Below are 21715 nucleotides of genomic sequence, written 5' to 3'. Positions count from 1 at the left end.
CTTCACGTCCTCCTCGCCCAGGCCCACCATCCAGAAAGCCTTGACCATGATCTCCGGGTCGTGGTTCCGCACCGCGCCGGAGGAGAGCTCCACGCCGTTGCACACCAGGTCGTATTGGTCGGCGGTGATGCTTAGGGGGTCGATCTCTCCGTTTATGGCCTTTTCCACCGTCTCCAGCCCGCCGGAGGGCATGGAGAAGGGATTGTGGCAGAATTCCAGCTCGCCGCTCTCCTCCCCAATTTCGTACATGGGGAAGTCTACGATCCAGCAGAAGGCGTACTGCTCCTTCTTGAAATGATTGGGGCAGAAAGCTCCCAGGGTCTTCACCAACACGCCCGCCGTTTTCTGGGCGGCGCCCTTGGTCCCGGCGGACAGGGCCACAAGGCAGCCGGGAGTCAGCCCCAGCGCCGGGAGAACCTGGTCTTTGATGGGCTGGATAAACTTGGCGATGCCGCCCACGATCTCTCCGCTTTCGTCGTACCGGAACCAATAGGCCTTGCTGCCGGACTGCACCTCCACGTCGGCGCACAGCTTGTCGATTTGCTTCCGGGTGCCTTCGAAGCCGGAGACCACCACGGCTTTCACCGTTTGGTTCTCGAAGGGGCCGAAGCCGCAGCCGGACAGCAGCTCTGTGGCGTCGGTCACCGTCAGATCAATGCGCAGGTCGGGCTTGTCGGTGCCGTAGGTCTCCATGGCCTCCAGATAGGGAATGCGTTTGAAGGGGGCGGAGGAGGCGGCGCTGTACTTGCCGTACCGGGCGAAGATGGGGGGCAGCACGTCTTCAATGACGGCAAACACGTCCTCCTGAGAGGCGAAGGCCATCTCCATATCCAGCTGATAGAACTCGCCGGGGGAGCGGTCCGCCCGGGCGTCCTCGTCCCGGAAGCAGGGGGCGATCTGGAAATACTTATCGAAGCCGGAGGTCATCAGCAGCTGCTTGAACTGCTGGGGGGCCTGGGGCAGGGCGTAGAATTTGCCGGGGTGGTTCCGGGCGGGAACCAGATAGTCCCGGGCTCCCTCCGGGGAGGAGGCCGTCAGAATCGGGGTGGTGATTTCCAAAAAGCCGTGGTCCGTCATGGCCTTGCGGATGGCGGAGACCACCTGACACCGCAGGACGATGTTGTTCTTTACCGCCGGGTTCCGCAGGTCCAGATAGCGGTACTTGAGCCGCTGGGCCTCGTCGGCTTCCCGGCTGCGGTTGATCTGGAAGGGGAGCTCATTGTGCTGGCAGCGGCCCAAAACCTCCACCTGGGAGGGGACGACCTCCACATCGCCGGTGGGGAGCTTGGGATTTTTGCTGGCCCGCTCCCGGACAAGGCCCTCCACAGAGATGGTGGATTCTTTATTGATGGCCTTGAACTGGGCCACCATCTCCGGCGTCTCGGCGACGATCTGCGTGGCGCCGTAGAAGTCCCGGAGAACAACAAAGGCCAGCTCGGAACCCACTTCCCGGATATTCTCCATCCAGCCGGAGAGCTTAACTTCTTTTCCCGCGTCGGAGGCCCGGAGTTCGCCGCAGGTGTGGGTGCGGTTCTGTGTCATAAAACATCCTCTTTTCTGATACAAATTGTATTTTACACTCTGTATAATACAGATTGAAATTCAATCGAGGGTCCGCAAAACTATCCCAAGATGACGGACCCGCCGTTTCGGGCGTCCAGTCCCGCCTTGATGCGGTAGATTGTGGCCTTGGGGTCCAGCTTAGTCTGTTCGCCGGTGGTCATGTCCTTGCAGGCCACCACTCCGGCGCTGATCTCATCCTCCCCCAGAAAAATCACATAGGGGATGCCCAGCTTGTCCGCGTAGGAAATCTTCTGCTTGAACTTCTTCTCCTCACAGTGGAGCTGGGCCCGGACGCCGTTCTCCCGCAGCTGCGTCGCCAGGGCCACGGCGGGGGCCAGGTCCTCCGTCATGGGAAGAATCAGCACATCCGCCGGAGCGGTGAGCAGGTCCGGATTCAGCATGCCCTGTTCTCCCAAAACGTAGAACAGCCGGGTCAGGCCAATGGAAATGCCCACGCCGGGGAGTTGTTTATCCGTGTAATATTCCGCCAGGTTATCATACCGGCCGCCGGAGCAGACGGAACCAATCTCCGGATGGTCCAGCAGGATGGTTTCATAGACCGTGCCGGTGTAGTAATCCAGCCCCCGGGCAATGATCAGGTCCACGGCGAAGTTCTCCGCCGGGACGCCGAAGCCCCCCAGATACTTCACCACCGTTTTCAGCTCTTCCAGGCCCTGGTCGAAGGTCTCGCTCCGGCCCCGCCACTGCTCCAGCGCAGAGAGGACGGCCTGTGTCTCCCCGTTGATGGAGATGAAGGACAGAATCTCCAAAGCCTGCGCCTGGGAGACGCCCAGGTCGCCTGTGAGAATGGCCTCCACCTTCTCAGGGCCGATCTTGTCCAGCTTGTCCACCGTGCGCATGATGTCTTGGGACCGCTCCGCCAGGTTCAGCATTGCGTAAAAGCCGTTCAAAATCTTCCGGTTGTTCACCCGGATGAGAAAGCGCTTCAGTCCCAGGGCGGAGAAGGTCCTGTAGATAATCGCGGGAATTTCCGCCTCGTTGAGGACGGACAATTTCCCGTCGCCGATGATGTCGATGTCCGCCTGATAAAACTCCCGGAAGCGGCCACGCTGGGCCCGCTCGCCCCGGTAAACCTTGCCGATCTGGAAGCGGCGGAAGGGGAAGGTCAGGTCGTTGTAATGCAGGGCCACGTATTTCGCCAGGGGGACCGTCAGGTCGAAGCGGAGGGAGAGGTCCGCATCTCCCTTCTGGAAACGGTAAATCTGCTTCTCCGTCTCGCCGCCGCCCTTGGCCAGCAGCACCTCGCTGGACTCGATGACCGGGGTGTCCAGAGGGGTGAAGCCATAGAGGGCGTAGGTCTTCCGGAGTATTTCCATGATCCGCTCCATCTGCTGCTGGGGCGCGGGGAGAAGCTCCATAAAACCGGAGAGGGTGCGGGGAGTCTGCTTTGCCATAGTACTGCTCCTTTTTCTATGTTCTATAAACGTTCTGGCCGGTAGGGGCGGGCTGGGCGGACCGCCAAAAAAGAGCGCCGTCCTCCCAAACGGAGTTTGGGACGATAGCGCTCATCACTTGCCCAAATATCCATCATTTGGGAATCTCATTTTTGGGCGCAATAATACACGGAAGGATGGGACGCGTCAAAACCCTCAGGCCAGGGGCCGGGAGGTGGAGGGGTTGACGATGAGCCGCCAGTCCAAATCGCCTCGGGAGAGGCCCAGGACCAGCATTTCCGCCGTGGCGATGTTGCTGGCAAAGGGAACCCGGTTCTGGTCGCAGAGGCGGGAGATGTAAGAGATGTCACCGGCGCGCTCTTCGTTGGAGGGGTCATTGAAAAAGAGCACCATATCAAACTCGTTGTAAGAGATGCGGGCGCCGATCTGCTGGCTGCCGCCGTGGGCATAGGTCAGGAAGCAGTGAACGTCCAGGCCGGTAGTATCGGCAATCATATGGCCGGTGGTGTTGGTGGAGTAAAGCTGGTGCTGTGCCAGAATGCCGGCGTAGGCGGTGCAGAACTGCACCATCAGTTCCTTCTTGTTGTCGTGGGCCATGAGAGCGATGTTCATGTCGTACTCCTTTCTGGAAAAACTGTGGGAGCATGGATAAGCCGCCGTGTGTCTGCGGCCCTTTACCGGATTCGCAGCAGAGGGACCTTTTGCCCCTCCAGGCGTTTTGCAATGTTTCGATAGGCTGCCGCCGCGCCCTGGCGGCGGGAGAGCAGCAGGGGCACGCCCTTGTTCAGCTGAAGGGGCAGGGCGTCGTCCTCCGGAATGACGCCGATGAGGGGTAGGCCCGCCCGGTCGATGGCGTCGTCTATGGTGGCGTGCATGTTGCGGAGCATTTTCCGCCGGACCCGGTTGACCGCCAGATGCAGCCGCCCGGAGGGGAAGCGGTGAAGCTCCATCACCGTATGCTGGGCGTCCCGCAGGGAGGAGGCGTCCGCCGTGGCCACCACCACCGCCCGGTCCGCCCCGCAGACCGCCAGCCGGAACCCCCCTCCCAGGCCCGCCGGCGCGTCCAGAAAGCAATAGTCAAAGCACTGCCGGACCTGATCCAGCAGGGCCGTCATCTCCTCCTCCGTCACCGGGCGGCCCCGGCTGCGGGTGGGGGCAGTGAGAAGGAAGAGGTGGGGAATATCCGGATGTTCCACCGCCGCCGTCTCCAGGGGACAGCGGCCCTGGGCCACGTCGGTAAAGTCCATAATGGCCCGGTCCGTCAGACCCAGGGCCAAGTCCAGATTTCGCAGGGCGACGTCGCAGTCGACGCAGAGTACCCGCCGGCCGGATTGGGCCAGGGCGGAGCCCACGCCGGCGGTGAAAGAGGTTTTTCCCGTGCCTCCCTTGCCGGAGACCACGGCAATGCATTGGCCCGGCATGGAATGCGCCTCCTTTCCAAAAATGAAAATGGTGTCTTCTATTATAACGGATTCTTTTTGATTTTTGCAAATGTTCTGGGATATTTTTTTGGAGTTTCCTTTATTTTTGTGAGAATGACCAGACGATGGATGACATTCGTCCCAGGAATACGGTAATCGACAGGTTTTTCTATCCGCCCGCCCAACATCTGCACCGCCCGTCCGGCGGCGTCCAGCTCTTCGCCGCAGTCCACAGACTTCATGGCCAGAAATACGCCTCCGGGTTTTACCAGGGGCAGGCACAGCTCCGCCAGCACCGGCAGGGCCGCCACCGCCCGGCTCACCGCAATGTCAAAGGATTCCCGGCGCTCCTGGGCGAATTCCTCCGCCCGGCTGTGGATCGTCTCCACGTCTTCCAGCTTCAGGTCCCCGCAGACCTCCCGGAGGAAGTCCACCCGCTTGCGCTGGGCGTCCAGCAGCGTCAGGCGGAGAGAGGGCTCCAGTATCCGCAGGGGCAGGCCGGGGAAGCCCGCGCCGGTGCCCACGTCGACGGCGGCCTTTCCCCGAAAGTCCGCCAGGGTCAGCAGGGCGGCGCTGTCCAGGAAGTGGAGCCGGGCCACTTCGTCTGGGTCCGTGATGGCGGTGAGGTTCATCACCCGGTTTTTCTCCGCCAGCAGGTCCGCGTAGCGCGCCAGCGCCGGAACGCCGTCACAGGGAAGGGCGAGAGCCGTCAGCCCCTCCCGGAGGATGGAGTCCATCATCTGTTTTTCAGCAGGTCCCGAATCTCCGTCAGCAGCTGCTCCTCAGCGGAGGGGGCCGGCGGAGGCGGGGGGGCGGCTTCCTTCTTCTTGTGGAAGCGGTTCAGAGCCTTGACCATGCAGAAGACCACGAAGGCCATGATGAGGAAGTTCAGTATGGCCTGAATGAAGTTGCCGTACATGACGGTGGCGCTGCCGATGGATACGGAGAGGTCCGCGAAGGAGATGCTGCCGGTGAGAATGCCCAGCAGGGGCATGACAATATCGTTTACAAGGGAGGTGGTGATGCTGGAGAAGGCTCCGCCGATGATGACGCCCACCGCCAGGTCCATCACGTTGCCCCGGGCGATGAAGGTCTTAAATTCCAATAAGAAGCCGGAGGTCTTTTCTGCCATAATTTGATTCCCTTTCGTATAAAGTATGATATTCCATACGGACTGGAATGGACCGTCAGCCCGTCCTGACCCGCAGAGAGGGTTCCAGCACCCTTGCCAGCATCATGGCGGCCTGGGCCCGGGTCAGCTGGCCCGAACCGTGGAAGGTCCCGGCTTGGTCTATGCCGGTGAGAATGCCCGCCTGGTAGAGCTGGAGTATGGCTTCCGCATCCTGGGTTTCATCGGGGTTTACGTCGGGGATGCGTACTGTCTCATTCAGCACCGGCAGTTCCCCGGCGGTGAGGTTCACCAGCCACGTGAAAAGGGAGCGGGAGGCGTTGTCGCTGGAGAAGCGGGTCAGAGGGTCGTATCCGCTGCCGTTATTTCCGCCGCTGACCCGGTAGACCAGTTCGCCGTCGAAGCTCACGACGCCCTCGCTGCCAAGACAAAAGACCGCGGGGAACCACCAGGCCTCCTCCAGATGCAGAGGGAGGGGGATGAATTTTGTGAAGGAGGCCGCGTCCGGGTCCGAGAAGCGGTAACCCGTTCCGGTGAGGCCATGGCTCATGGCGCCGGGAATGCCCTCGTGGGATTCCCTCACGCCCTGGAAGGTTTTGACGTGGTTATAACCTGCATAGCCGATTTCCAGTTTGCAGCTTTCCGGCAGTTCGGAGCCGTCTGTTTCGTTGGTGGCGCCGATGTACACGCTTTCTCCGACGGCGTTGTAGGAGGGGATTTCCTCCATGGTGAAGAAAATAATTTTATTGCCGCTCTCGTCGTAAAACCGGAGGTAGGGCTGGCCATAGTCCGGAGGGTCCGGGATTGTCCCGTCGCCGCCGTTCTGCAAATCATACAGCCGCGCCGCCAGCACCACCAGCTGGGCCACGTTCAGTTTTCCCTGGGGATCAAAGCTGGTTTCGGATGTGCCGTTCATCAATCCCCGCTCATAGCAGAGCTTGATGGCCTCATAGGACGCGCTTCCCTCCGCCACGTCGGAAAAGCCGGGATAGGTGCGCCCTGTATCCGTTGCGGCGCAAGGGATTGAGAGCACAGACAGGAATACAGCCGTTAAAATCAGACTGAGAATATGTTTCATCGTTTTCCTTTCTTCTATTGGCTGGAGAGCGGTTTAACAAATGGCAATAAATCTGGCAGTTTAATACGTTTTGGAATCAAGCTCCATGAAGGCGGGTTCGCACGGCGTGGAATGGCTTTGCTGCTTGGCGATGGGCATTCTTCTTTTGCGGAGGCCGCCCCCGGTCTGTTTTTCAATGGCCTGGAAGCTGCGGCCCTGCATTTATTTCTGGGGAACCAGCTTTTCCGTTCCGCCCATGTAGGGACGGAGAACTTCGGGGATGACCACGGTGCCGTCGGACTGCAAATTGTTCTCCAGAAAGGCGATCAGCATCCGGGGCGGGGCCACGCAGGTGTTGTTCAATGTATGGCAGAGCTGGGTCTTGCCGGACTCGTCCTTATAACGGATGCGGAGGCGGCGGGCCTGGGCGTCTCCCAGGTTGGAGCAGGAACAGACCTCGAAGTATTTCTGCTGCCGGGGGGACCACGCCTCAATGTCGCAGCTCTTGACCTTCAGGTCCGCCAGATCGCCGGAGCAGCACTCCAGCTGCCGCACGGGGATGTCCAGAGAGCGGAACAGCTCCACGGAGTACTGCCACAGCTTCTCGTACCAGTCCTTGGACTCCTCGGGCTTGCAGACCACGATCATCTCCTGTTTTTCAAACTGGTGGATGCGGTACACGCCCCGCTCCTCGATGCCGTGGGCGCCCTTTTCCTTGCGGAAGCAGGGGGAGTAGGAGGTCAGAGTCTGGGGCAGCTTTTCGGCGGGGAGAATCTGGTCAATGAACCGGCCGATCATGGAGTGCTCGCTGGTACCGATGAGGTACAGGTCCTCGCCCTCGATTTTGTACATCATGCCATCCATGTCCGTTTGGCTCATGACGCCCTCCACTACGTTGCCGTGAATCATGAAGGGGGGAATGCAGTAGGTGAAGCCCTTGGAGATCATAAAGTCCCGGCCATAGGCCAGCACCGCTTCGTGGAGCCGGGCGATGTCCCCCAGGAGGTAATAGAACCCGTTGCCGGAGACCCGTCCTGCGGCGTCCAGGTCGATACCGCCGAAGGACTCCATGATCTCCGTGTGGTAGGGAATGGGGAAGTCCGGAGTCTTGGCCTCGCCGAAGCGCTGGACCTCCACGTTCTCGCTGTCGTCCTTTCCGATGGGGACGGAGGGGTCAATGATCTGGGGAATCAGCAGCATCCGCTTGTGGAGTTCCGCCTCCAGTTCGTTCTCCTGCTTCTCCAGCTCCGCCAGTCGGTCCGCCTGCTCCTTCACCTGGGCCTTGACGGCCTCGGCCTCCTGGAGCTTGGAGGGGTCCTTTTTGCTCTGGCCCATCAGCACGCCGATCTGCTTGGAGAGAGTGTTCCGGTTGGAGCGAAGCTGGTCCGCCTCGGCAATGGCGGCCCGGCGTCTGGCGTCCAGGTCAATGACCTCGTCCACCAGGGGGAGTTTGGCGTCCTGGAACTTCTTCCGGATGTTCTCCTTGACCGCCTCGGGATTCTCCCGGATGAAACGGATGTCAAGCATGATGATTTCCTTCTTTCCTAAAATATATAAGTAGCATCGCAATTTTGTTTCACGTGAAACAGCTTTCAGACTCGTCCAGCAGAGGCCGCAGAGTCTTCGCCAGGGCGTCCCCGGTCTGCTTGGAGTCCTTCACCCAGAGGGTGAGATTCCGAGAGGAGAGGGGAGACGAGAAATACATCCACTCGTCAATGAAAAACTGCATCTGCATATGGCCGCCGCCCACCTTGTACATGGAAAACAGGATGTGGTGGTCCCCCTCGTGGGTGACGCGCCCGGTGATCGTGTGTTTAGGCACAAATTGAAGCACCGGATTCCAGGGCGGGCGGCGAAAGCGCAGAGCCTCCACGGCTTCCAGCGCCGTATTCCACTCCGGGTCCCCCTGGGAGAGGGTTTTCATGGGGTAATCCGCGCCGTTCTCCCCCAGCTCCCGCAGGGTGAAGTCCATGGAATCGGCTTCTCTTATTCCGGGAACAACGGTGTAGATGTCCACGGGCCGGGTGTACCACGCCGTCCACAACACCAGGGCCAGTACGGCGGCCAGCGGCTTCCAATGAGCTTTCAGCCAAGTCATAGGCATTTCTCCTGTAGGGAAAAGATTTTGTCCTCTCCCATTCCTTTAAGACAACCAGACCCCTGCCAGGCGGTTTGCCGGCCTCCCGGCATTCCAATGGAAGCCGTTATCCGGCCTCTGCCTCCGCCGCTTTTTGCGCCTCCGCCTCCCGGGCCTCCACGGCTTCTTTCAGCTGCCGGTAGCGGTCCTCCGGACGGGTCACGCTTCCGTCAGACAGACGGGGCAGCTGTTCCGCGTAACCGGCGGCCTCGAAATCGTCTATGATTTGGCGGCAGGCGCCATAATCTCCGGCGGAATATTGCTGCTGGAGCATATAGAGCCGCTGCATGGCCTCATTTTGCAGTTCCAGACTCTCCACCGCGTCCTGCCGGGCGGAGGACTCCTCCTCCAGTTCCTTTACCCGCTTTTCCGCCTCCGCCAGCTCCTTCTGGAGGGCGATCACCTGATCTTGGAGGTCCTGAACCTCCTGCAAGGCGCTGACGGAGGTCTGAAGGCGGCCCAAAACCTCCGTGTTGTTTTTCTGGTGGGAGGCGAAGGACCAGGCCATCAGCAGAAAGGCCGCAATGAACAGGACCATAATATAGACCACAACGGGCTTCTTGCCTCTGGGTGCGGCCTCCTCCGCCGGCTCCACAGGGCCGCCGCTGCTTCGTTTTTCCAGCTTCATGCCTCCGGTCCTTTCCGATTGGTCCGCAGGAGGGCCAGGGCCTCCAGCAAGTCGTTCAGATCATCCAATCCGTAGTACTCCAGCTCAATCCGGCCCTTTTTCCGGCCGGTGACGATTTTCACGCCCCGTCCCAGCCGGGTGGACAGGGACCGCTGGGCCTCGGCGGCGTAGTCCACCTCCTTGGGGGGCGGCAGCTCCTCCGGTTCCTCCTGGGGCTCTGCCATCAGCCGCTTGGCCAGGGCCTCCGTCTGCCGGACGGAGAGCTGGTCCTTTTGTACGGCACCGGCGGCCTTCTCCTGGAGAGGGGGGGAGAGGGGCAGAAGCGCCCGGGCATGTCCGGCGGAGAGAGTTCCCTCCTCCACCAGCTTCCGCACACCGGGCGAAAGACTCAGCAGGCGCATGGCGTTGGCCACGGCGCTGCGGGATTTGCCCACACGCCGTGCGGCCTCCTCCTGGGTCATGTGATAGGTCTGAATCAGGGACTGGTAACCGGCGGCCTCCTCCATGGGATTCAGGTCCTCCCGCTGGAGGTTCTCCACCAGGGCCAGCTCCGCCGCCTTCTGGTCGTCCGCTTCTATGACCACGGCGGGAATTTCCGTAAGGCCCGCCATCCGGGCGGCCCGCCAGCGGCGCTCCCCGGCAATGATCTGATAATAACCGGAGGAGAGCTTCCGCACTGTCAGAGGCTGAATGACTCCGTGCTCCCGGATGGAATCCGACAGCTCTGCCAGAGCCGCCTCGTCAAAGAGCTTCCGGGGCTGGGCGGAGCAGCTTTCCACTTGGGAAATCGGCAAATACAGATTTCCCGCGGCTTCTGGTTTTAATACATCGTCGCCAAGCAGCGCGCCCAATCCCCGGCCAAGGCCGGAGGGTTTTTTTCCTGCCATAAGCATACGCTCCTTTCAAGAGAATCTATTTCAGGAACTCGGAGGCAAAGGCGGTGTAGGCGTCAGCCCCCCGGGAGGTCCGGTCATAAGCCGTAATGGGCTTTCCGTGGCTGGGAGCCTCGGAGAGGCGGATGTTTCGGGGAATCACCGCGCCATAGACCTTGCCGGGGAAGTAGTGCTTCACCTCGTCCGCCACTTGCAGGGCCAGGTTTGTCCGCCCGTCGAACATGGTCAGCAGCACGCCTTCCAGCTCCAGGGAGGGATTCAGGGACCGCCGGACCAGCCGGACGGTGTTCATCAGGTCGCTGAGCCCCTCCAGAGCGAAGTACTCGCACTGCACCGGCACCAGAATGGAGTCGGCGGCGCAGAGGGCGTTCAGGGTCAGAAGCTCCAGGGAGGGCGGGCAGTCAATGAGAATGAAGTCATAACTCTCCCGCAGGGGGGTCAGCGCGTCTTTTAAAAGAAACTCCCGGCGCTCCATGCCGATCAGCTCTACTCCGGCTCCCGCCAAAGCCTTGTTGGAGGGGAGAACATCCCCGTAGCGGGTGTGGGCCACCACTTCGGCGGCGGGAAGCTCCTCAATCAGCGCGGAATAGACCCCCTTGGAGACGGTCTTGTCCACCCCCATGCCGGAGGTGGCGTTGGCCTGGGGATCGAAGTCGCAGAGAAGAACCCGCTTGCCCGCCTCCGTCAGGGCGGCGGACAGATTGACACAGGTTGTAGTTTTTCCCACACCGCCTTTTTGATTCACAATTGCTATGATTTTTGCCACAAAAGCACCTGCTTTTCCGATTTTTCAGCCGCCTGCGGAAAAGGTTCCCACCAAAGCCGCGCAGGGGCCGTACATAACAGCCATTATAACAAGGGCGCTTCCCGCTTGCAAGGTCCATTGGAGAAATTTTAGAAAAAATATGCAATTTTTATGGAAAACGCCGCCGGGAAGGGAAAAAAATAGGAAGACCAGCGTTTCAGACCAGTCTTCCTGTTTCACGTGAAACAATTCCATTTCGATTCCGGCAAAGTACCGCCGCCGGATGGGGTTCTCCATGAGGGGCGTTTCAGCCCCGGCCCAGCAGGCGGACGCTGTGAGGCGGCACGGAGTATGCTCCGCCGGGAACGGTTTCCCCGGTGAGGAGGTCCTGATAGTCCCTGTCCGGCAGAAAAAAACACTGGGGGTCCCCGCTGGTATTGACCAGGGTGCAGGTCATCTCTCCCGGAACCTCCCGGACATAGGCCAACCGGTGACCCTGGGCCTCCACCCAGCGGATGCTGCCCCGGCGGAGGGAGGACCGGCTTTTCCGGAGCTGGCCCAGACGGGTGAACCAATCCAGCAAAGAAGCGTTCTCATGGCCCCAGGGGTAGGTTCCCCGGTTAAAGGGGTCCGCCGCCCCCTCCATGCCGGCCTCGTCGCCGTAATAGATCATGGGAGAGCCGGGAAAGGTGAAGAGCACTGCCGCTGCCAGCCGGAGACGGTTGAGAGAGGTCTCCCGCTCCTGGGGGCTGAGGCGGAAACAGGACTGGGCCTCCCGGTTTTCCGGAAGGGGGCGGCCGCTCAGAACGGTCAGGATGCGGGGGGTATCGTGGGTGCCCAGGAAATTCAGGGCGGAGTAAAAGGCGGCGGGGGGATAGTTCTCCCGCAGGGTCTCCATGGCCTCCTGGAAATCCTCCGCGCCTCCGCCCAGGAGATAGACGATCAGGGCGTTTCGGAAGGGATAGTTCATGACGCCGTGAAGCTCCTGCCCCAGCAGGTATTTCCGGCGCTGGGAGTAGGAAATTTTGTTGCTGGCGTCCTCCCAGACCTCGCCCAGGACCAGGGCGTCCGGGTCCGTCTCTTCCACGGCGGCCCGGAGCTTTTCGATGAAGCTGTCCGGCAGCTCGTCCGCCACGTCCAGCCGCCAGCCCGAAGCCCCGGCCCGCAGCCAGCGTTTGACCACGGAGTTCTCATTCTCAATGATGTAGTCCAGGTAGCTCTCGCAATCCTCCCGCACGTTGGGCAGAGTGCTGATGCCCCACCAGGACTCATAGGCCCAGGGCCACTCGCTGAAATGGAACCAGCTGTAATAGGGGCTCTCCTTGCTCTGGGCCGCCCCCAGAGTGGGATAGAAGCCGTCGGCGTTGAAATAGATGCTCTGGGAGCCGGTATGGTTGAAGACCCCGTCCAGAATCACCCGGATGCCCTTGGCCTTCGCCTGGGCGCAGAGGTCCCGGAAGTCCTGTTCCCTTCCCAGCATAGGGTCGATCTTGGTATAGTCCGCCGTGTTGTAGCGGTGGTTGGAGGCGGACTCGAAAATGGGGCAGAAATACAGGCTGGTGACCCCCAGGGCCGCCAGATCGTCCAGGTGGGCGGCGACGCCCGCCAGGGACCCGCCGAAGAAATCCCGGTTTTTCACCTCGCCGTTCTCCGGACGCCAGGCGGGAGCGTCGTTCCAGTCCTCGTGAACCCAGCGGTTTCCCGGCATGCCCTCCGGATTGGGGAGGGAGAGGCGGCAGTACCGGTCCGGGAAAATCTGATAGGTTACGCCTTCGCCGAACCAGGCCGGGGTATGACTCTTTTGATAGACCGTCAGCTGCCAGGGATGGGGTTCGCCCTCGCTTCGGTAGCCGCTCTTATCCAAAAAGCAGCCGGTTCCGTCGTCCCGCCAGAAGCGAAAGAAATACCAGACCAGCTCCGGCTCCTGAAAGGGGAGGAGAGCAGCGGAAAAGCAGGCCCGATCCTCCCAGAAGCCGGAGAAGGGCATTTCCACCTCCAGCCGGTGACCGGCGAACTCCCGCTGAATAATGACGGAACAATGAGTGAAGCCCTCGCTGGCGAGGGGACGGCAGGTGAGACGGAACTCCTCTCCGCAGATCAGCGCCCCGAAGGGGCTTTTGCAGAGAGCATCTCGAGAGTCAAAAACGGCAGGTACATTCATGCAGAATACTCCTTGTTGATTGGTATGGGAGATGTTTCACGTGAAACAAAACATTCCGTTTTCAAAGGACAAAGGCGGAGGGACAGGGCGTCCCCGCCGGTCAGGGCAGAAGCTGATTCTCCCCGGTGATGGTGGAGCTGTCCTCGTCAGGGGTAAAGTAGGCGTTTAGAATGTTGACGGCGGTGGAGGCCAGGGCCGCGCCGGCGTCCGCCCGCTCGATGGCGATGGCCACGGCAATCTCCGGATCATCATAGGGGGCGAAGCAGATGAAGACGCCGTCGTTTTTCTTGTCCGAGTGAATCTGGGAAGTGCCGGTCTTCGCGCCGGCAGAGACGATACAGTTCCGGAAGTAAGGAGAGAGGGTGCCCTCCACCAGGCCCTTCATGCCCTTCTTAATGGCTTGCAGATAGTCGTCGCTGATGTCCACTGTGTTGACGGGGGTGGAATCACCCACAGCAATGACTCCGGAGTTGTCGTAGGTTTTAGCGGTTTTCAGCAGATGGGCCTTACAGTGCTTGCCGCCGGAAACCAAGGTCGCCACGTAATTGGCCAATTGCAAGGGGGTGTAGAGCTGGGTGGACTGGCCCCAGGCCGCCCAGGGGGCCTGGTCCTCGCCCCGGGGGTTTTCCGGGAGCCTTCCGGCGGACTCCGGAATCTCAATGCCGGTTTTCTCCCCCAGGCCGAATTGGACCAGATATTCCCGCAGGCCGTCCATGTGCATACGAAAGCCCATTTCGCCAAAGTAGTAGTTGCAGGAGTTGGTGATGGCCTGGGTGACGTTTTGGTATCCGTGGCCGGAGCGCTTCCAGCAGTTGAAGCCCACGCCGCCCTCGTCGCCGGGATAGGACCAGTGGCCGGTGTCCCGGATTTTCTCCGTCAGTGTGGTGACGCCGCTGAGGAGGGCGGCAGCAGCAGTGAAGGGTTTCAGCGTGGAACCCGGGGGATAGCCGTTCTGGGTGGCGCGGTTGTACATGGGGTTGTGTGGGTCTGCGTTTAAGGCGGCGAAGTCCTCCCGCCAGGTGGAGAGGTCATAGGAGGGATAGGAGGCCAGGGCCAGCACCTCGCCGGTGCCCACCTGAACCACCGCAGCCCCGGCGCCCCGGCGCTCGTCGCCGTCGGCGTCCAGACGGGTGACGGTCTCCGCCAGAAAGTTTTCCACCTGGGCCTGGAAGTCCAGGTCGATGGTCAGCTCCACAAGGTTGCCGGGCTCGGGTTCCGTAAAGTAGTATTCCCCGGTGATTTTTCCGTCGCTGTTGGTGGCGACGATGCGGCGGCCGTCCTTGCCCTTGAGATAATCCTCAAAGGCAAGCTCCGCGCCCTCCTTGCCGGTCCAGTCGTCGTAGTCATAGCCCTTTTCCTTCAGAACACTGAACTCCTCCGGGCTGTTGATCTTGCCCACATAGCCCAGAATGTGGGCGGCATAGGTGGTCTCATACTCCCGGACGGAGGAGAGCGTCACCTTCGCCCCGGCATAGTTCCCGTCGCTGAGGAGGGAGATGAAGGCGGTGTCAATGTCCTGGGCCAGGACATAGGCCTCATAGTTGTCCAGCTTCCGGACGGATAATTCATACTGCACGCCCAGCACCATTCGGGACTGGGCGAGGGTATAGTCCTGAGGGACGCCCAGAGCCCTGCGCATTTCGTCCATCAGCTTGGCGGGGGTAACGCCGGAATCCACCAGGAGCTCCGCCGTCAGATCGTCGGCAGTGAGCCGATCCAGAAGGTCCGCCGCCCGCTCCTCCACAGTGCGCTCCGCGGCGGGAAGGGCGTCCTCTTCCGCCTCCGGCTCCGGCTCCGGGGTGGAGAGAATCTCCGGGTGGCGGAAGAGGTATTGCCCCAAAGCCTCGCCGCAGGGTTTGAGGCTCTTGACATAGACCAGGAAGCGCCGCTTCTGCTGGGAATCCATCTGGTCCACGGTATAGCGGTAAGGGGCCTGCCGGGAGATGGGGAGATTGTCGCTCCAGGCGACACCCTCCCCCTGGCAGAGCTGAACCAGGCGCAGAATGGCCTCGTTGCTGTCGTCCTCCGGGGAGAGGAGGGTGGCGTCAAAGGTCAAATCGTAGGTAGAGCGGTTGTTGACCAGGGGCTTGCCGTTGCGGTCCGTGATGATGCCCCGGGAGGACTCCACCTTTTCCTCCCGCACAATGGAGCGGATAGCCTGGGCGGCGTACTTCTCGTAGTGGATGACCTGCACGTCGTAAAGCACGGACAGATAGGTTATCAGCACCAGCACCAGAAAGGCCGCCAGGAGATAGAGCCTGGTATTTTGCATTTCTTTGCGATCCATAGAGTGCCTTTCCATTGTCAATCAGTCGTCCAGGTGGGTCCTTTGGAAGACGGCGCGGAAGAGTGCCGTCACCGGGACGGCCAGCGGGGCGGTGACGCAGAACTCTCGCAGGGCCAAAAAGGCCCCGGCCTCCCAAGCGGCCTTGCCCACCATCCAAAGAAGGAGGCAGTGAAAGCTCCCGGAGAGCAGGAAGGCGATGGTGGAGCCCACCAGGGAGCAGAAAAACCCGGCGGGCAGCCAGTTCTGGGCAATCAGCCCGGCGCAGAGGCCCGCGAGGGGAAAAATCAAGGTGTGAAAACAGGGGATAGGCCCCGGCAGAATCAGGTCGCAGACCAGCCCCACCGCCAGGGAGAAGATGGTGCCCGCCAGGGGACCCTCATAGGTGGCGGGGATGGCCGCCAGCAAGGGGTAGACAAAGGGAATCACGCCCCAGAACTCCAGGCGCTGCAAAATGCTGCTTTGAATAAAGAAGCAGAGGGCCGCGGCGCCGGCATATAAGAGCCATTTGAAGATGGTTTCGTTTCTCGCGATCATAAAGGCGCCTCCCAGCCGTCAGGTGACGATCTCAAAGGACTTGATGACGAAGACCTCCGTCAAAGCGTCCAGGTTTGCAGAGGGGGCGATGATGGCGTAAGAGGCCGCGCCGGAGTCGTCCATCTGGACCTCTTCCACGGAGCCGATCACCAGACCGGAGGGGTAGTAGCCGTTCAAACCGGAGGTGACCACCAGGTCCCCGGCCAGGAGCTTGCAGTCCGCCGAGAGATAGTCCAGCCGGAGAAGATTTTCCTGCATCAGGGAGAAATCCCCCTGGGCGACGCCCAGGTCCTTCGTCCGGAACACCTGCGCGCCCAGGGACGTGTCCGTGTCCACCAAAGTCAGCACGGTGGACCAGTTGGTTCCCGCCTGATGGACCACGCCCACCAAAAAGCCCTGGGCGTCAATCACGCAGTCTCCCACCCCGATGCCCAGGGAGGTGCCCTTGTTCAGCGTCAGGGAGGAGGTCCAGTTGGTCACCTCATGTTCTGTGACCATGGCGGCCTCAAAGTCGGAAAGGTCCCGGCGCTTCTCCGTCAGTTCCAGCAGCTGGTGGAGCAGCTTGTTCTCCTCCACGGCGGCCTCCGCCTCGCGGATGGTCTCCTCGTTCCGGGCGATCTGCTGGCGCAGAGCGGCGTTTTCCGCCAGGAGGTCCGTGGTGTCCTTATAGTAATTCTGCATATCGTTGAACCAGTCGGCCACCGCCGTGTAAGCCGCCCGGAAAGGCGACGCGACGAAGCCCGCCAGATTCACCAGGGGAGAGGAATCGGCGCTGAGCACAGACATCGCCGCCAGGGCCACGGACAGGACGGCGGCGGCGAAGAGGACCCAGAGGCCGTTTTGCTTCAGGAAATTTTTCAAACCAATCACCTAAGAGGTTGAATATAAAAAGGTAGGGAAGGGGCTCAGAGAAGGGAGACGCCAAAGCGCGCCAGCATCCGGGACAGGCGGAGAACCGGAAGACCCATGACATTAAAGAAGTCCCCCTCCAGCCGCTCCACCAGCAGGGCCCCCCGGCCCTGAACGCCGTAAGCGCCCGCCTTGTCCATGGGCTCGCCGGTGGCGATATAGTTTCGCAGCTCCGCCTCGCCGGCGGGGCGGAAGAAGACATCTGTGGACTCCGTCTCCGTGCAGGAGCGGTCCCCCTGCCGGACGGTGACGCCGGTGCAGACGGTGTGCTTCCGCCCCTGGAGGGCGGCGAGCATTTCCAGGGCGTGGGCCTCGTCCCGGGGCTTGCCCAGGCGGGCCTGATCCAGGAATACCATGGTGTCGGCGGTGATGACGATGTCCTCCGGCCCGCAGAGGGCGGCGGCGGCCTCCGCCTTCTCCCGGGAGATATAGGCCACCACCTCCGGCGGCGTCAGTCCCTCGGGGACGTACTCCTCCACCTCCGGGACCCGGACCAAAAACTCCGTCACGCCGATGCGCTCCAGCAGCTCCCGCCGGCGGGGAGAACCGGAGGCCAAAACGATCTGTGCCATAGACCCTCCTTATCGCCCCGTGGAGCCGAAGCCCCCCCGGTCCGGGGCTCCCAGCCGCTCCACTCTGGTAAAGACCAGCGGGGGCTGGTTCTCCACAATGCGGAACTGGCAGAGCCGGGTATTCTTCGGGATGGACACGTCCCGGGTGGCATAGGCGGGCCAGCGCCACTGGTCCCCGTCTCCCCGGTAGGAGCCGTCCACCACGCCCATGGAGTTGGCCTGCAATAAGCCGTAATTTTTAAACGTGGAACTCCGGGGAACCACGTGGGCCTCATAGCCCTCCGGCAGGGCGATGGCCACCCCCAGCGGGATGAGCCGGAACTCCCCGGCCTTCATTACCACGTCCCCGGCGGCTCGGAGGTCCACCCAGTCGGAGCCGGGGACGCAGCAAAGCTCCTCCAGTCCCTCGGCAAGATATTTTACTTTCAGTTCTCTCGTTTCTCTCATGATAACGCTCCAATAGAATCACATATTGTATAATACCGTCGAAGCAAAACGCTCCGTATTGAAAAATTGCCCGAGGCGGGCTCACTCCACTCCCCGGAGATAGAGCCCCCGGGTAAATTCCCCCTCCGGCGCGGCGTGCTGGCGGTAAGCACGGAAAACCCGGACGCACTCCTCCGGAGTTTCCGTGGTGAAGCGGAGCCGGGCGAAGGCCAGTCCCAGCCGGCGGTAATCCGGCCGGTCCGCCAGATAGAGGGGGCGGCAGTTCTCCACCTCCGTCCGGTGGCCGAAGGCCGGTAGGAGGGGAAAGGCCGCGCCGGTGCGGTCGTTGAGAACATTGGGCCGGTCGCAGCGGCAGCCCACGCTGTTTTGGATGAGGCAGTTCTCTGTAATCATCAGCGGCAGGCGGCCGTAGACAATGGCCTCCGCTGGGAGGAGCTTCCGCATGTCCCGAATCTGGGAAAAGCGCAGCTCAAAGGAGAGGCAGGCGGAGGAAAGCCCCTTTTCCCCCAGATAGGCCAGGGAGCGGCTGTTGAAGACATTGAGCCCATAGTCCCCATAGAGCCTCCACCCGCCCTCCCGGACCAGGGGGAAGTGCCCCAGATTGCCCAGAAGCAGGCCGGTGACGCCCAGGTCCCGGACCTTCTCCAGCCAGCGGCGGAGCAGGTCCTCGTCCCGGTCCCGCCAGACCCGGGGCAGTACGGCGCACCACTCCGTGTCCGCCTGGGGCAGGGAGGGGAAGTTCGCCGCCAGCTCCAGGGGCACATAGACCCGGGCGGGGCGGAAGTCCAGCAGTCCTCCCGTCAGCTGGGCGGCGGTGGTGACGGAGACGGTGAAAGCGGGCTCGTCTGCGGCGCAGTCCGCCTCCGGCAGGGGCGGCGGGTCCAGCTCCCGGCGCTTGGGCGGGGCGGCCCGGGCGGCGCTGAGGGCCTCCAGCGCGTCCCGCCGCAGGGCGTTGACGGCGGAGGCGGAGAGGGACAGCCCCGGCTCCACCACGGCCTCCGCCCGGCGGCAGAGGTAGGGCGTTCCGCCGGTCTTTCCCAGGCGGGCGATTAGGTCCTCCTCCGTCAAGGGACGGGTCCGGGCCGCCTCCGGCACAGGGCCGGAGACTGTGACGGCGCGGCCGTCCTCATCCTCCGCCGTCAAGGCGCAGGGAAGTTCCGCCTTCACCCGGCAGCGGAAGCGGACGGGCACGCGGCCCTTCTCCCGCCGGGGGGATGCCGGAGCGGCGGGGGCGGCGGCGTTTTCCGGGCGGAAGCCCAGCATCTCCGGGCCCTTCCGGCCCCGCCAATAGGCGTCGGTAAAGCCGGAGCGGGAGAAAGCCCGCTCCAGGGTGTCCTGTTCCTCCGCCGTGGGGCCCCGGTTCTCCCGGAGGAGGCGGGCGTAAATCTCCGTGACGGCGGCCACATAAGAGGGGCGGCGCATCCGTCCCTCAATTTTCAGGCAGGCGGTTCCGGCCTCCGCCATCTCGGAGAGGCAGGAGGCCAGGCAGCTGTCCTTCAAGCTCAGGGGCCGCTGGTTTTTGGCCGCCTCGTTGACCCCGTAGGGCAGGCGGCAGGGCTGGGCGCAGCGGCCCCGGTTGCCGGAGCGCCCCCCCACCAGGGCGCTGAAAGCGCACTGGCCGGAGTAGCACATGCACAGGGCCCCGTGGACAAAGGTTTCGATCTCGGCGGGGCAGTTCCGGCAGATGTCCGCCGTCTCCTCCCGGGAGCACTCCCGGGCGAGGACCACCCGCCGGCACCCGTCCCCGGCGATTTCGCTGGCCCCGCCGGAGGTAAAGAGGCTCATCTGGGTGCTGGCGTGAAGGGGAAGGTCCGGCAGAGCGGCCCGCAGCAGGGCGAAGAGGCCCCAGTCCTGGACCAGCACCGCGTCCACCCCCAGGCGGGAGGCGGTGCGGGCAGTCTCCAGGGCGGCGGGAAGCTCCCGGTCGGACAGGAGAATGTTCAGGGTGAGAAAGACCCGGACGCCCCGGATGCGGCAGTAGGCCAGGGATTGGGCGAACTCCTCCTCGGAGAAGTTCTGGGCTCCCCGGCGGGCGTTGAAGGTGCCCCAGCCCAGATAGACGGCGTCCGCCCCGCTCTCCACGGCGGCCCGCAGGGCTTCGGGGGAGCCGGCGGGGGCCAGCAGTTCCGGAGTCATTTGCCGCCCCGGCTGTCCAGCCGCTGCTGGAGGCGGACGATCTCCCGCTTCAGCTCGCTGACCTGGCTCTGGGCCTTTCCGGCCTCGTCCAGATAGCCCTTGATCTGGCGGCGGAGCTGCTCGGCGGCGGCCTGGGCCTTGAAGAGCTCGTCGGCGATGTTGACGGCGGTAAGCACGGCGGCGTCCGTCCGGCCCACCCGGGTGCTGGTCAGAACCTCGCTCATCTTGTCTCCCACATAAGCGCCCACCTTCTGCATATAGGAGGCGGATTCGTCCGCCACAAAGGTGTACTCCTCTCCGCAGATGGTGACGATGATGCGGTTAGCCATAAAGAAACCCTCCCTCGTCCGCGGGGCATGTTCCCCCGGGCGGAACTGTGAAATCAAGCCAGCGAAGCGGAAACCGGCGGCGTCCGGTTTCGAAAACCCGCCGCCCCGCAGGGGCGCTTCCGTTCGCTGTCCGTAGAACAGCGTATAGTATACCATACCAGTGCAGGGGACGCCAGAAGAAATTAAAAAATTTACAAACTTTTGTGGGCTTGGAAAGCCCCGGAAGAGCATAAAAGAAAAGCGCCGCGTATTGGCGGCGCCTTTCCAAGGGAAAATTATCAGTATCCAATAATCAGACCCTTCTCCATGGCGTAAAAGCTGGTCAGTCCCCGGCAGGCGAACAGCTCCACGCTCTTCACCGGCAGGTCCTTCAAAATCTGCTCCTTGAGCTTCAGGGCCCCGGGCAGATTCTCGCAGTGGCAGAGAATCACCTCCGCCCCGGTGCAGTCCTTGCTGTCACCCATCAGGGCGGTAATGCACTGATACGTCTTGGCCTCCCCCCGGGCCTTCCCGGCCACATGAATGGTTCCCTGGGGGGTGGCGTCGGCGATGACGTGGATGCCCAGGGAGTGGAGCAGGGTTCCCACCAGGGGGCGCATCCGCCCGTTTTTAATCAGGTTATCAAAGTTTTCCAGGGTGAAGCAGGTCCGCAGGGCCGCCTGGTACAGCCGCAGCTGGGCGCAGATGTCCGAAAAATCCCCGCCGGCCTCCATCAGCGCCTTGGCCCGGCGGATCAGCAGAATCATGGCCCCGGCGGTGGCCTTGGAGTCGATAACGCAGATCTCCTTCTCCGGATACTCCTCCAGCACCATGTCCCGGCCCAGAAGGGCGGCGTTATAGGTGCCGGAGAGGTTGGCGGAGATGGTAAAGCAGACGGTCTTGTCCCCCTTCTCAAAGGCCCTGGCGAAGGCCGCCGGGGAGGGGCAGGCGGTGGAGGCGGCGGTCTTCTCCTGGGCCATGGCCCCCAGAAGCTGGGGGACCTGCAGCTCGTCGTTGTCGATGAATTCCCGCTCGCCCACCTGAAGACGGAGGGGCACCGTCTCAAACAAAATATCTCCGCCGTCAAATTCGCTCATGCGCAGATCGCAGCTGCTGTCGCTCACAATACTCCAAGTCATATAAAACACCCCATAATATGGTTTTAAAAACTATGTCTTCTGTTATCATACAGTATTCCCCGCCATTTGTCAACGGTCTGGGGGAAAATCCTTTTGGAAATTTTTCACCGGAAGGGAGGCGTATTTTTTTGAGAGATCGGTGGTTGACATAACGGTGTTGATAACTCTGTGGATAATGTGTAAAACTCTTCTTTTGGAAGGACTTCCCCAGGTAACGGAAGGGTTATGAGAAAA

The 21715-nt window shown here is 62.0% G+C and carries 22 protein-coding genes; all 22 read right to left on the bottom strand.

Features of this window, described 5'->3' with window-relative positions:
* Positions 1-1542, bottom strand: a 1542-nt coding sequence (gene aspS, locus QZ329_RS07340) for an aspartate--tRNA ligase (RefSeq protein ID WP_295750429.1), incomplete at its 3' end; no start/stop codon positions are given.
* Positions 1543-1622: 80 nt separating this feature from the next.
* Complete coding sequence (gene hisS, locus QZ329_RS07335; RefSeq protein ID WP_295750427.1) at positions 1623-2978, bottom strand: histidine--tRNA ligase; 1356 nt, start codon at positions 2976-2978, stop codon at positions 1623-1625.
* Between the two features lie 195 nt (positions 2979-3173).
* Positions 3174-3590 (bottom strand): methylglyoxal synthase, encoded by a 417-nt coding sequence (locus QZ329_RS07330; protein ID WP_295750425.1) that lies wholly within the window; start codon positions 3588-3590, stop codon positions 3174-3176.
* A gap of 62 nt (positions 3591-3652) precedes the next feature.
* Complete coding sequence (gene minD, locus QZ329_RS07325; RefSeq protein ID WP_295750423.1) at positions 3653-4399, bottom strand: septum site-determining protein MinD; 747 nt, start codon at positions 4397-4399, stop codon at positions 3653-3655.
* Between the two features lie 41 nt (positions 4400-4440).
* The gene (rsmG, locus tag QZ329_RS07320) at positions 4441-5139 is read right to left on the bottom strand and encodes a 16S rRNA (guanine(527)-N(7))-methyltransferase RsmG (RefSeq protein WP_295750420.1); all 699 of its coding nucleotides are present in this window, start codon (positions 5137-5139) and stop codon (positions 4441-4443) included.
* Positions 5136-5531 (bottom strand): large-conductance mechanosensitive channel protein MscL, encoded by a 396-nt coding sequence (mscL, locus tag QZ329_RS07315; protein WP_295750417.1) that lies wholly within the window; start codon positions 5529-5531, stop codon positions 5136-5138. Before mscL ends, rsmG begins: the two co-directional genes overlap by 4 nt.
* A 55-nt stretch (positions 5532-5586) precedes the next feature.
* On the bottom strand, positions 5587-6606 hold the full coding sequence (locus QZ329_RS07310) for an S-layer homology domain-containing protein (protein WP_295750415.1): 1020 nt from the start codon (positions 6604-6606) through the stop codon (positions 5587-5589).
* Positions 6607-6807: 201 nt separating this feature from the next.
* Positions 6808-8112: a serine--tRNA ligase gene (gene serS, locus QZ329_RS07305; protein WP_295750412.1), complete on the bottom strand. Its 1305-nt coding sequence runs from the start codon at positions 8110-8112 to the stop codon at positions 6808-6810.
* Between the two features lie 49 nt (positions 8113-8161).
* Positions 8162-8683: a hypothetical protein gene (locus QZ329_RS07300; protein ID WP_295750409.1), complete on the bottom strand. Its 522-nt coding sequence runs from the start codon at positions 8681-8683 to the stop codon at positions 8162-8164.
* A 106-nt stretch (positions 8684-8789) separates the two neighbouring features.
* A complete protein-coding gene (locus tag QZ329_RS07295) occupies positions 8790-9350 on the bottom strand; it encodes a hypothetical protein (protein WP_295750406.1) in 561 nt (186 codons plus the stop codon).
* Complete coding sequence (locus tag QZ329_RS07290; protein WP_295750403.1) at positions 9347-10237, bottom strand: ParB/RepB/Spo0J family partition protein; 891 nt, start codon at positions 10235-10237, stop codon at positions 9347-9349. Before QZ329_RS07290 ends, QZ329_RS07295 begins: the two co-directional genes overlap by 4 nt.
* Positions 10238-10262: 25 nt before the next feature.
* Complete coding sequence (locus QZ329_RS07285) at positions 10263-11009, bottom strand: AAA family ATPase (protein WP_295750400.1); 747 nt, start codon at positions 11007-11009, stop codon at positions 10263-10265.
* Positions 11010-11033: 24 nt separating this feature from the next.
* Positions 11034-11285 (bottom strand): hypothetical protein, encoded by a 252-nt coding sequence (locus QZ329_RS07280; protein WP_295750397.1) that lies wholly within the window; start codon positions 11283-11285, stop codon positions 11034-11036.
* A 10-nt stretch (positions 11286-11295) separates the two neighbouring features.
* Positions 11296-13149 (bottom strand): glycoside hydrolase family 13 protein, encoded by a 1854-nt coding sequence (locus QZ329_RS07275; RefSeq protein ID WP_295750394.1) that lies wholly within the window; start codon positions 13147-13149, stop codon positions 11296-11298.
* 100 nt (positions 13150-13249) lie between these two features.
* A complete protein-coding gene (locus QZ329_RS07270) occupies positions 13250-15436 on the bottom strand; it encodes a penicillin-binding transpeptidase domain-containing protein (RefSeq protein WP_295750391.1) in 2187 nt (728 codons plus the stop codon).
* Between the two features lie 21 nt (positions 15437-15457).
* Positions 15458-15970, bottom strand: coding sequence for a hypothetical protein (locus QZ329_RS07265; protein WP_295750387.1), 513 nt, complete (start codon positions 15968-15970; stop codon positions 15458-15460).
* A gap of 18 nt (positions 15971-15988) precedes the next feature.
* Entirely contained in the window at positions 15989-16840 is an 852-nt protein-coding gene (gene mreC / locus QZ329_RS07260; protein ID WP_295750384.1) for a rod shape-determining protein MreC, read from the bottom strand.
* A gap of 35 nt (positions 16841-16875) precedes the next feature.
* Positions 16876-17451: a Maf family protein gene (locus QZ329_RS07255; protein ID WP_295750381.1), complete on the bottom strand. Its 576-nt coding sequence runs from the start codon at positions 17449-17451 to the stop codon at positions 16876-16878.
* 9 nt (positions 17452-17460) lie between these two features.
* Positions 17461-17898 carry a deoxyuridine 5'-triphosphate nucleotidohydrolase gene (locus QZ329_RS07250; RefSeq protein ID WP_295750378.1) on the bottom strand — a complete coding sequence of 146 codons (438 nt, stop codon included), beginning with the start codon at positions 17896-17898 and terminating at the stop codon, positions 17461-17463.
* An 81-nt stretch (positions 17899-17979) separates the two neighbouring features.
* On the bottom strand, positions 17980-20034 hold the full coding sequence (locus tag QZ329_RS07245; RefSeq protein WP_295750376.1) for a U32 family peptidase: 2055 nt from the start codon (positions 20032-20034) through the stop codon (positions 17980-17982).
* A complete protein-coding gene (locus QZ329_RS07240; protein WP_295750374.1) occupies positions 20031-20363 on the bottom strand; it encodes a cell division protein ZapA in 333 nt (110 codons plus the stop codon). Before QZ329_RS07240 ends, QZ329_RS07245 begins: the two co-directional genes overlap by 4 nt.
* Positions 20364-20641: 278 nt before the next feature.
* Positions 20642-21481, bottom strand: a complete 840-nt coding sequence (locus tag QZ329_RS07235) for a DegV family protein (RefSeq protein ID WP_295750371.1) — start codon at positions 21479-21481, stop codon at positions 20642-20644.
* Between the last annotated feature and the right edge of the window lie 234 nt (positions 21482-21715).

This window comes from uncultured Oscillibacter sp. (assembly GCF_910579365.1).
In the GTDB taxonomy this organism is placed as follows: Bacteria; Bacillota; Clostridia; order Oscillospirales; family Oscillospiraceae; genus Oscillibacter.
Note: the sequence above shows the minus strand (reverse complement) of the source record. Positions and strands in the feature narration are given on the sequence as shown.

Bases quoted from the DNA above. Each gene is read 5' to 3' on its own strand.
- mscL (WP_295750417.1), bottom strand. From the start codon at position 5,531: ATGGCAGAAAAGACCTCCGGCTTCTTATTGGAATTTAAGACCTTCATC.
- QZ329_RS07240 (WP_295750374.1), bottom strand. From the start codon at position 20,363: ATGGCTAACCGCATCATCGTCACCATCTGCGGAGAGGAGTACACCTTT.
- QZ329_RS07265 (WP_295750387.1), bottom strand. From the start codon at position 15,970: ATGATCGCGAGAAACGAAACCATCTTCAAATGGCTCTTATATGCCGGC.
- QZ329_RS07280 (WP_295750397.1), bottom strand. From the start codon at position 11,285: ATGGAGAACCCCATCCGGCGGCGGTACTTTGCCGGAATCGAAATGGAA.
- QZ329_RS07300 (WP_295750409.1), bottom strand. From the start codon at position 8,683: ATGACTTGGCTGAAAGCTCATTGGAAGCCGCTGGCCGCCGTACTGGCC.
- QZ329_RS07250 (WP_295750378.1), bottom strand. From the start codon at position 17,898: ATGAGAGAAACGAGAGAACTGAAAGTAAAATATCTTGCCGAGGGACTG.
- QZ329_RS07255 (WP_295750381.1), bottom strand. From the start codon at position 17,451: ATGGCACAGATCGTTTTGGCCTCCGGTTCTCCCCGCCGGCGGGAGCTG.
- QZ329_RS07275 (WP_295750394.1), bottom strand. From the start codon at position 13,149: ATGAATGTACCTGCCGTTTTTGACTCTCGAGATGCTCTCTGCAAAAGC.
- QZ329_RS07235 (WP_295750371.1), bottom strand. From the start codon at position 21,481: ATGACTTGGAGTATTGTGAGCGACAGCAGCTGCGATCTGCGCATGAGC.
- minD (WP_295750423.1), bottom strand. From the start codon at position 4,399: ATGCCGGGCCAATGCATTGCCGTGGTCTCCGGCAAGGGAGGCACGGGA.
- rsmG (WP_295750420.1), bottom strand. From the start codon at position 5,139: ATGATGGACTCCATCCTCCGGGAGGGGCTGACGGCTCTCGCCCTTCCC.
- QZ329_RS07310 (WP_295750415.1), bottom strand. From the start codon at position 6,606: ATGAAACATATTCTCAGTCTGATTTTAACGGCTGTATTCCTGTCTGTG.
- QZ329_RS07245 (WP_295750376.1), bottom strand. From the start codon at position 20,034: ATGACTCCGGAACTGCTGGCCCCCGCCGGCTCCCCCGAAGCCCTGCGG.
- serS (WP_295750412.1), bottom strand. From the start codon at position 8,112: ATGCTTGACATCCGTTTCATCCGGGAGAATCCCGAGGCGGTCAAGGAG.
- hisS (WP_295750427.1), bottom strand. From the start codon at position 2,978: ATGGCAAAGCAGACTCCCCGCACCCTCTCCGGTTTTATGGAGCTTCTC.
- QZ329_RS07295 (WP_295750406.1), bottom strand. From the start codon at position 9,350: ATGAAGCTGGAAAAACGAAGCAGCGGCGGCCCTGTGGAGCCGGCGGAG.
- QZ329_RS07270 (WP_295750391.1), bottom strand. From the start codon at position 15,436: ATGGATCGCAAAGAAATGCAAAATACCAGGCTCTATCTCCTGGCGGCC.
- QZ329_RS07330 (WP_295750425.1), bottom strand. From the start codon at position 3,590: ATGAACATCGCTCTCATGGCCCACGACAACAAGAAGGAACTGATGGTG.
- QZ329_RS07290 (WP_295750403.1), bottom strand. From the start codon at position 10,237: ATGGCAGGAAAAAAACCCTCCGGCCTTGGCCGGGGATTGGGCGCGCTG.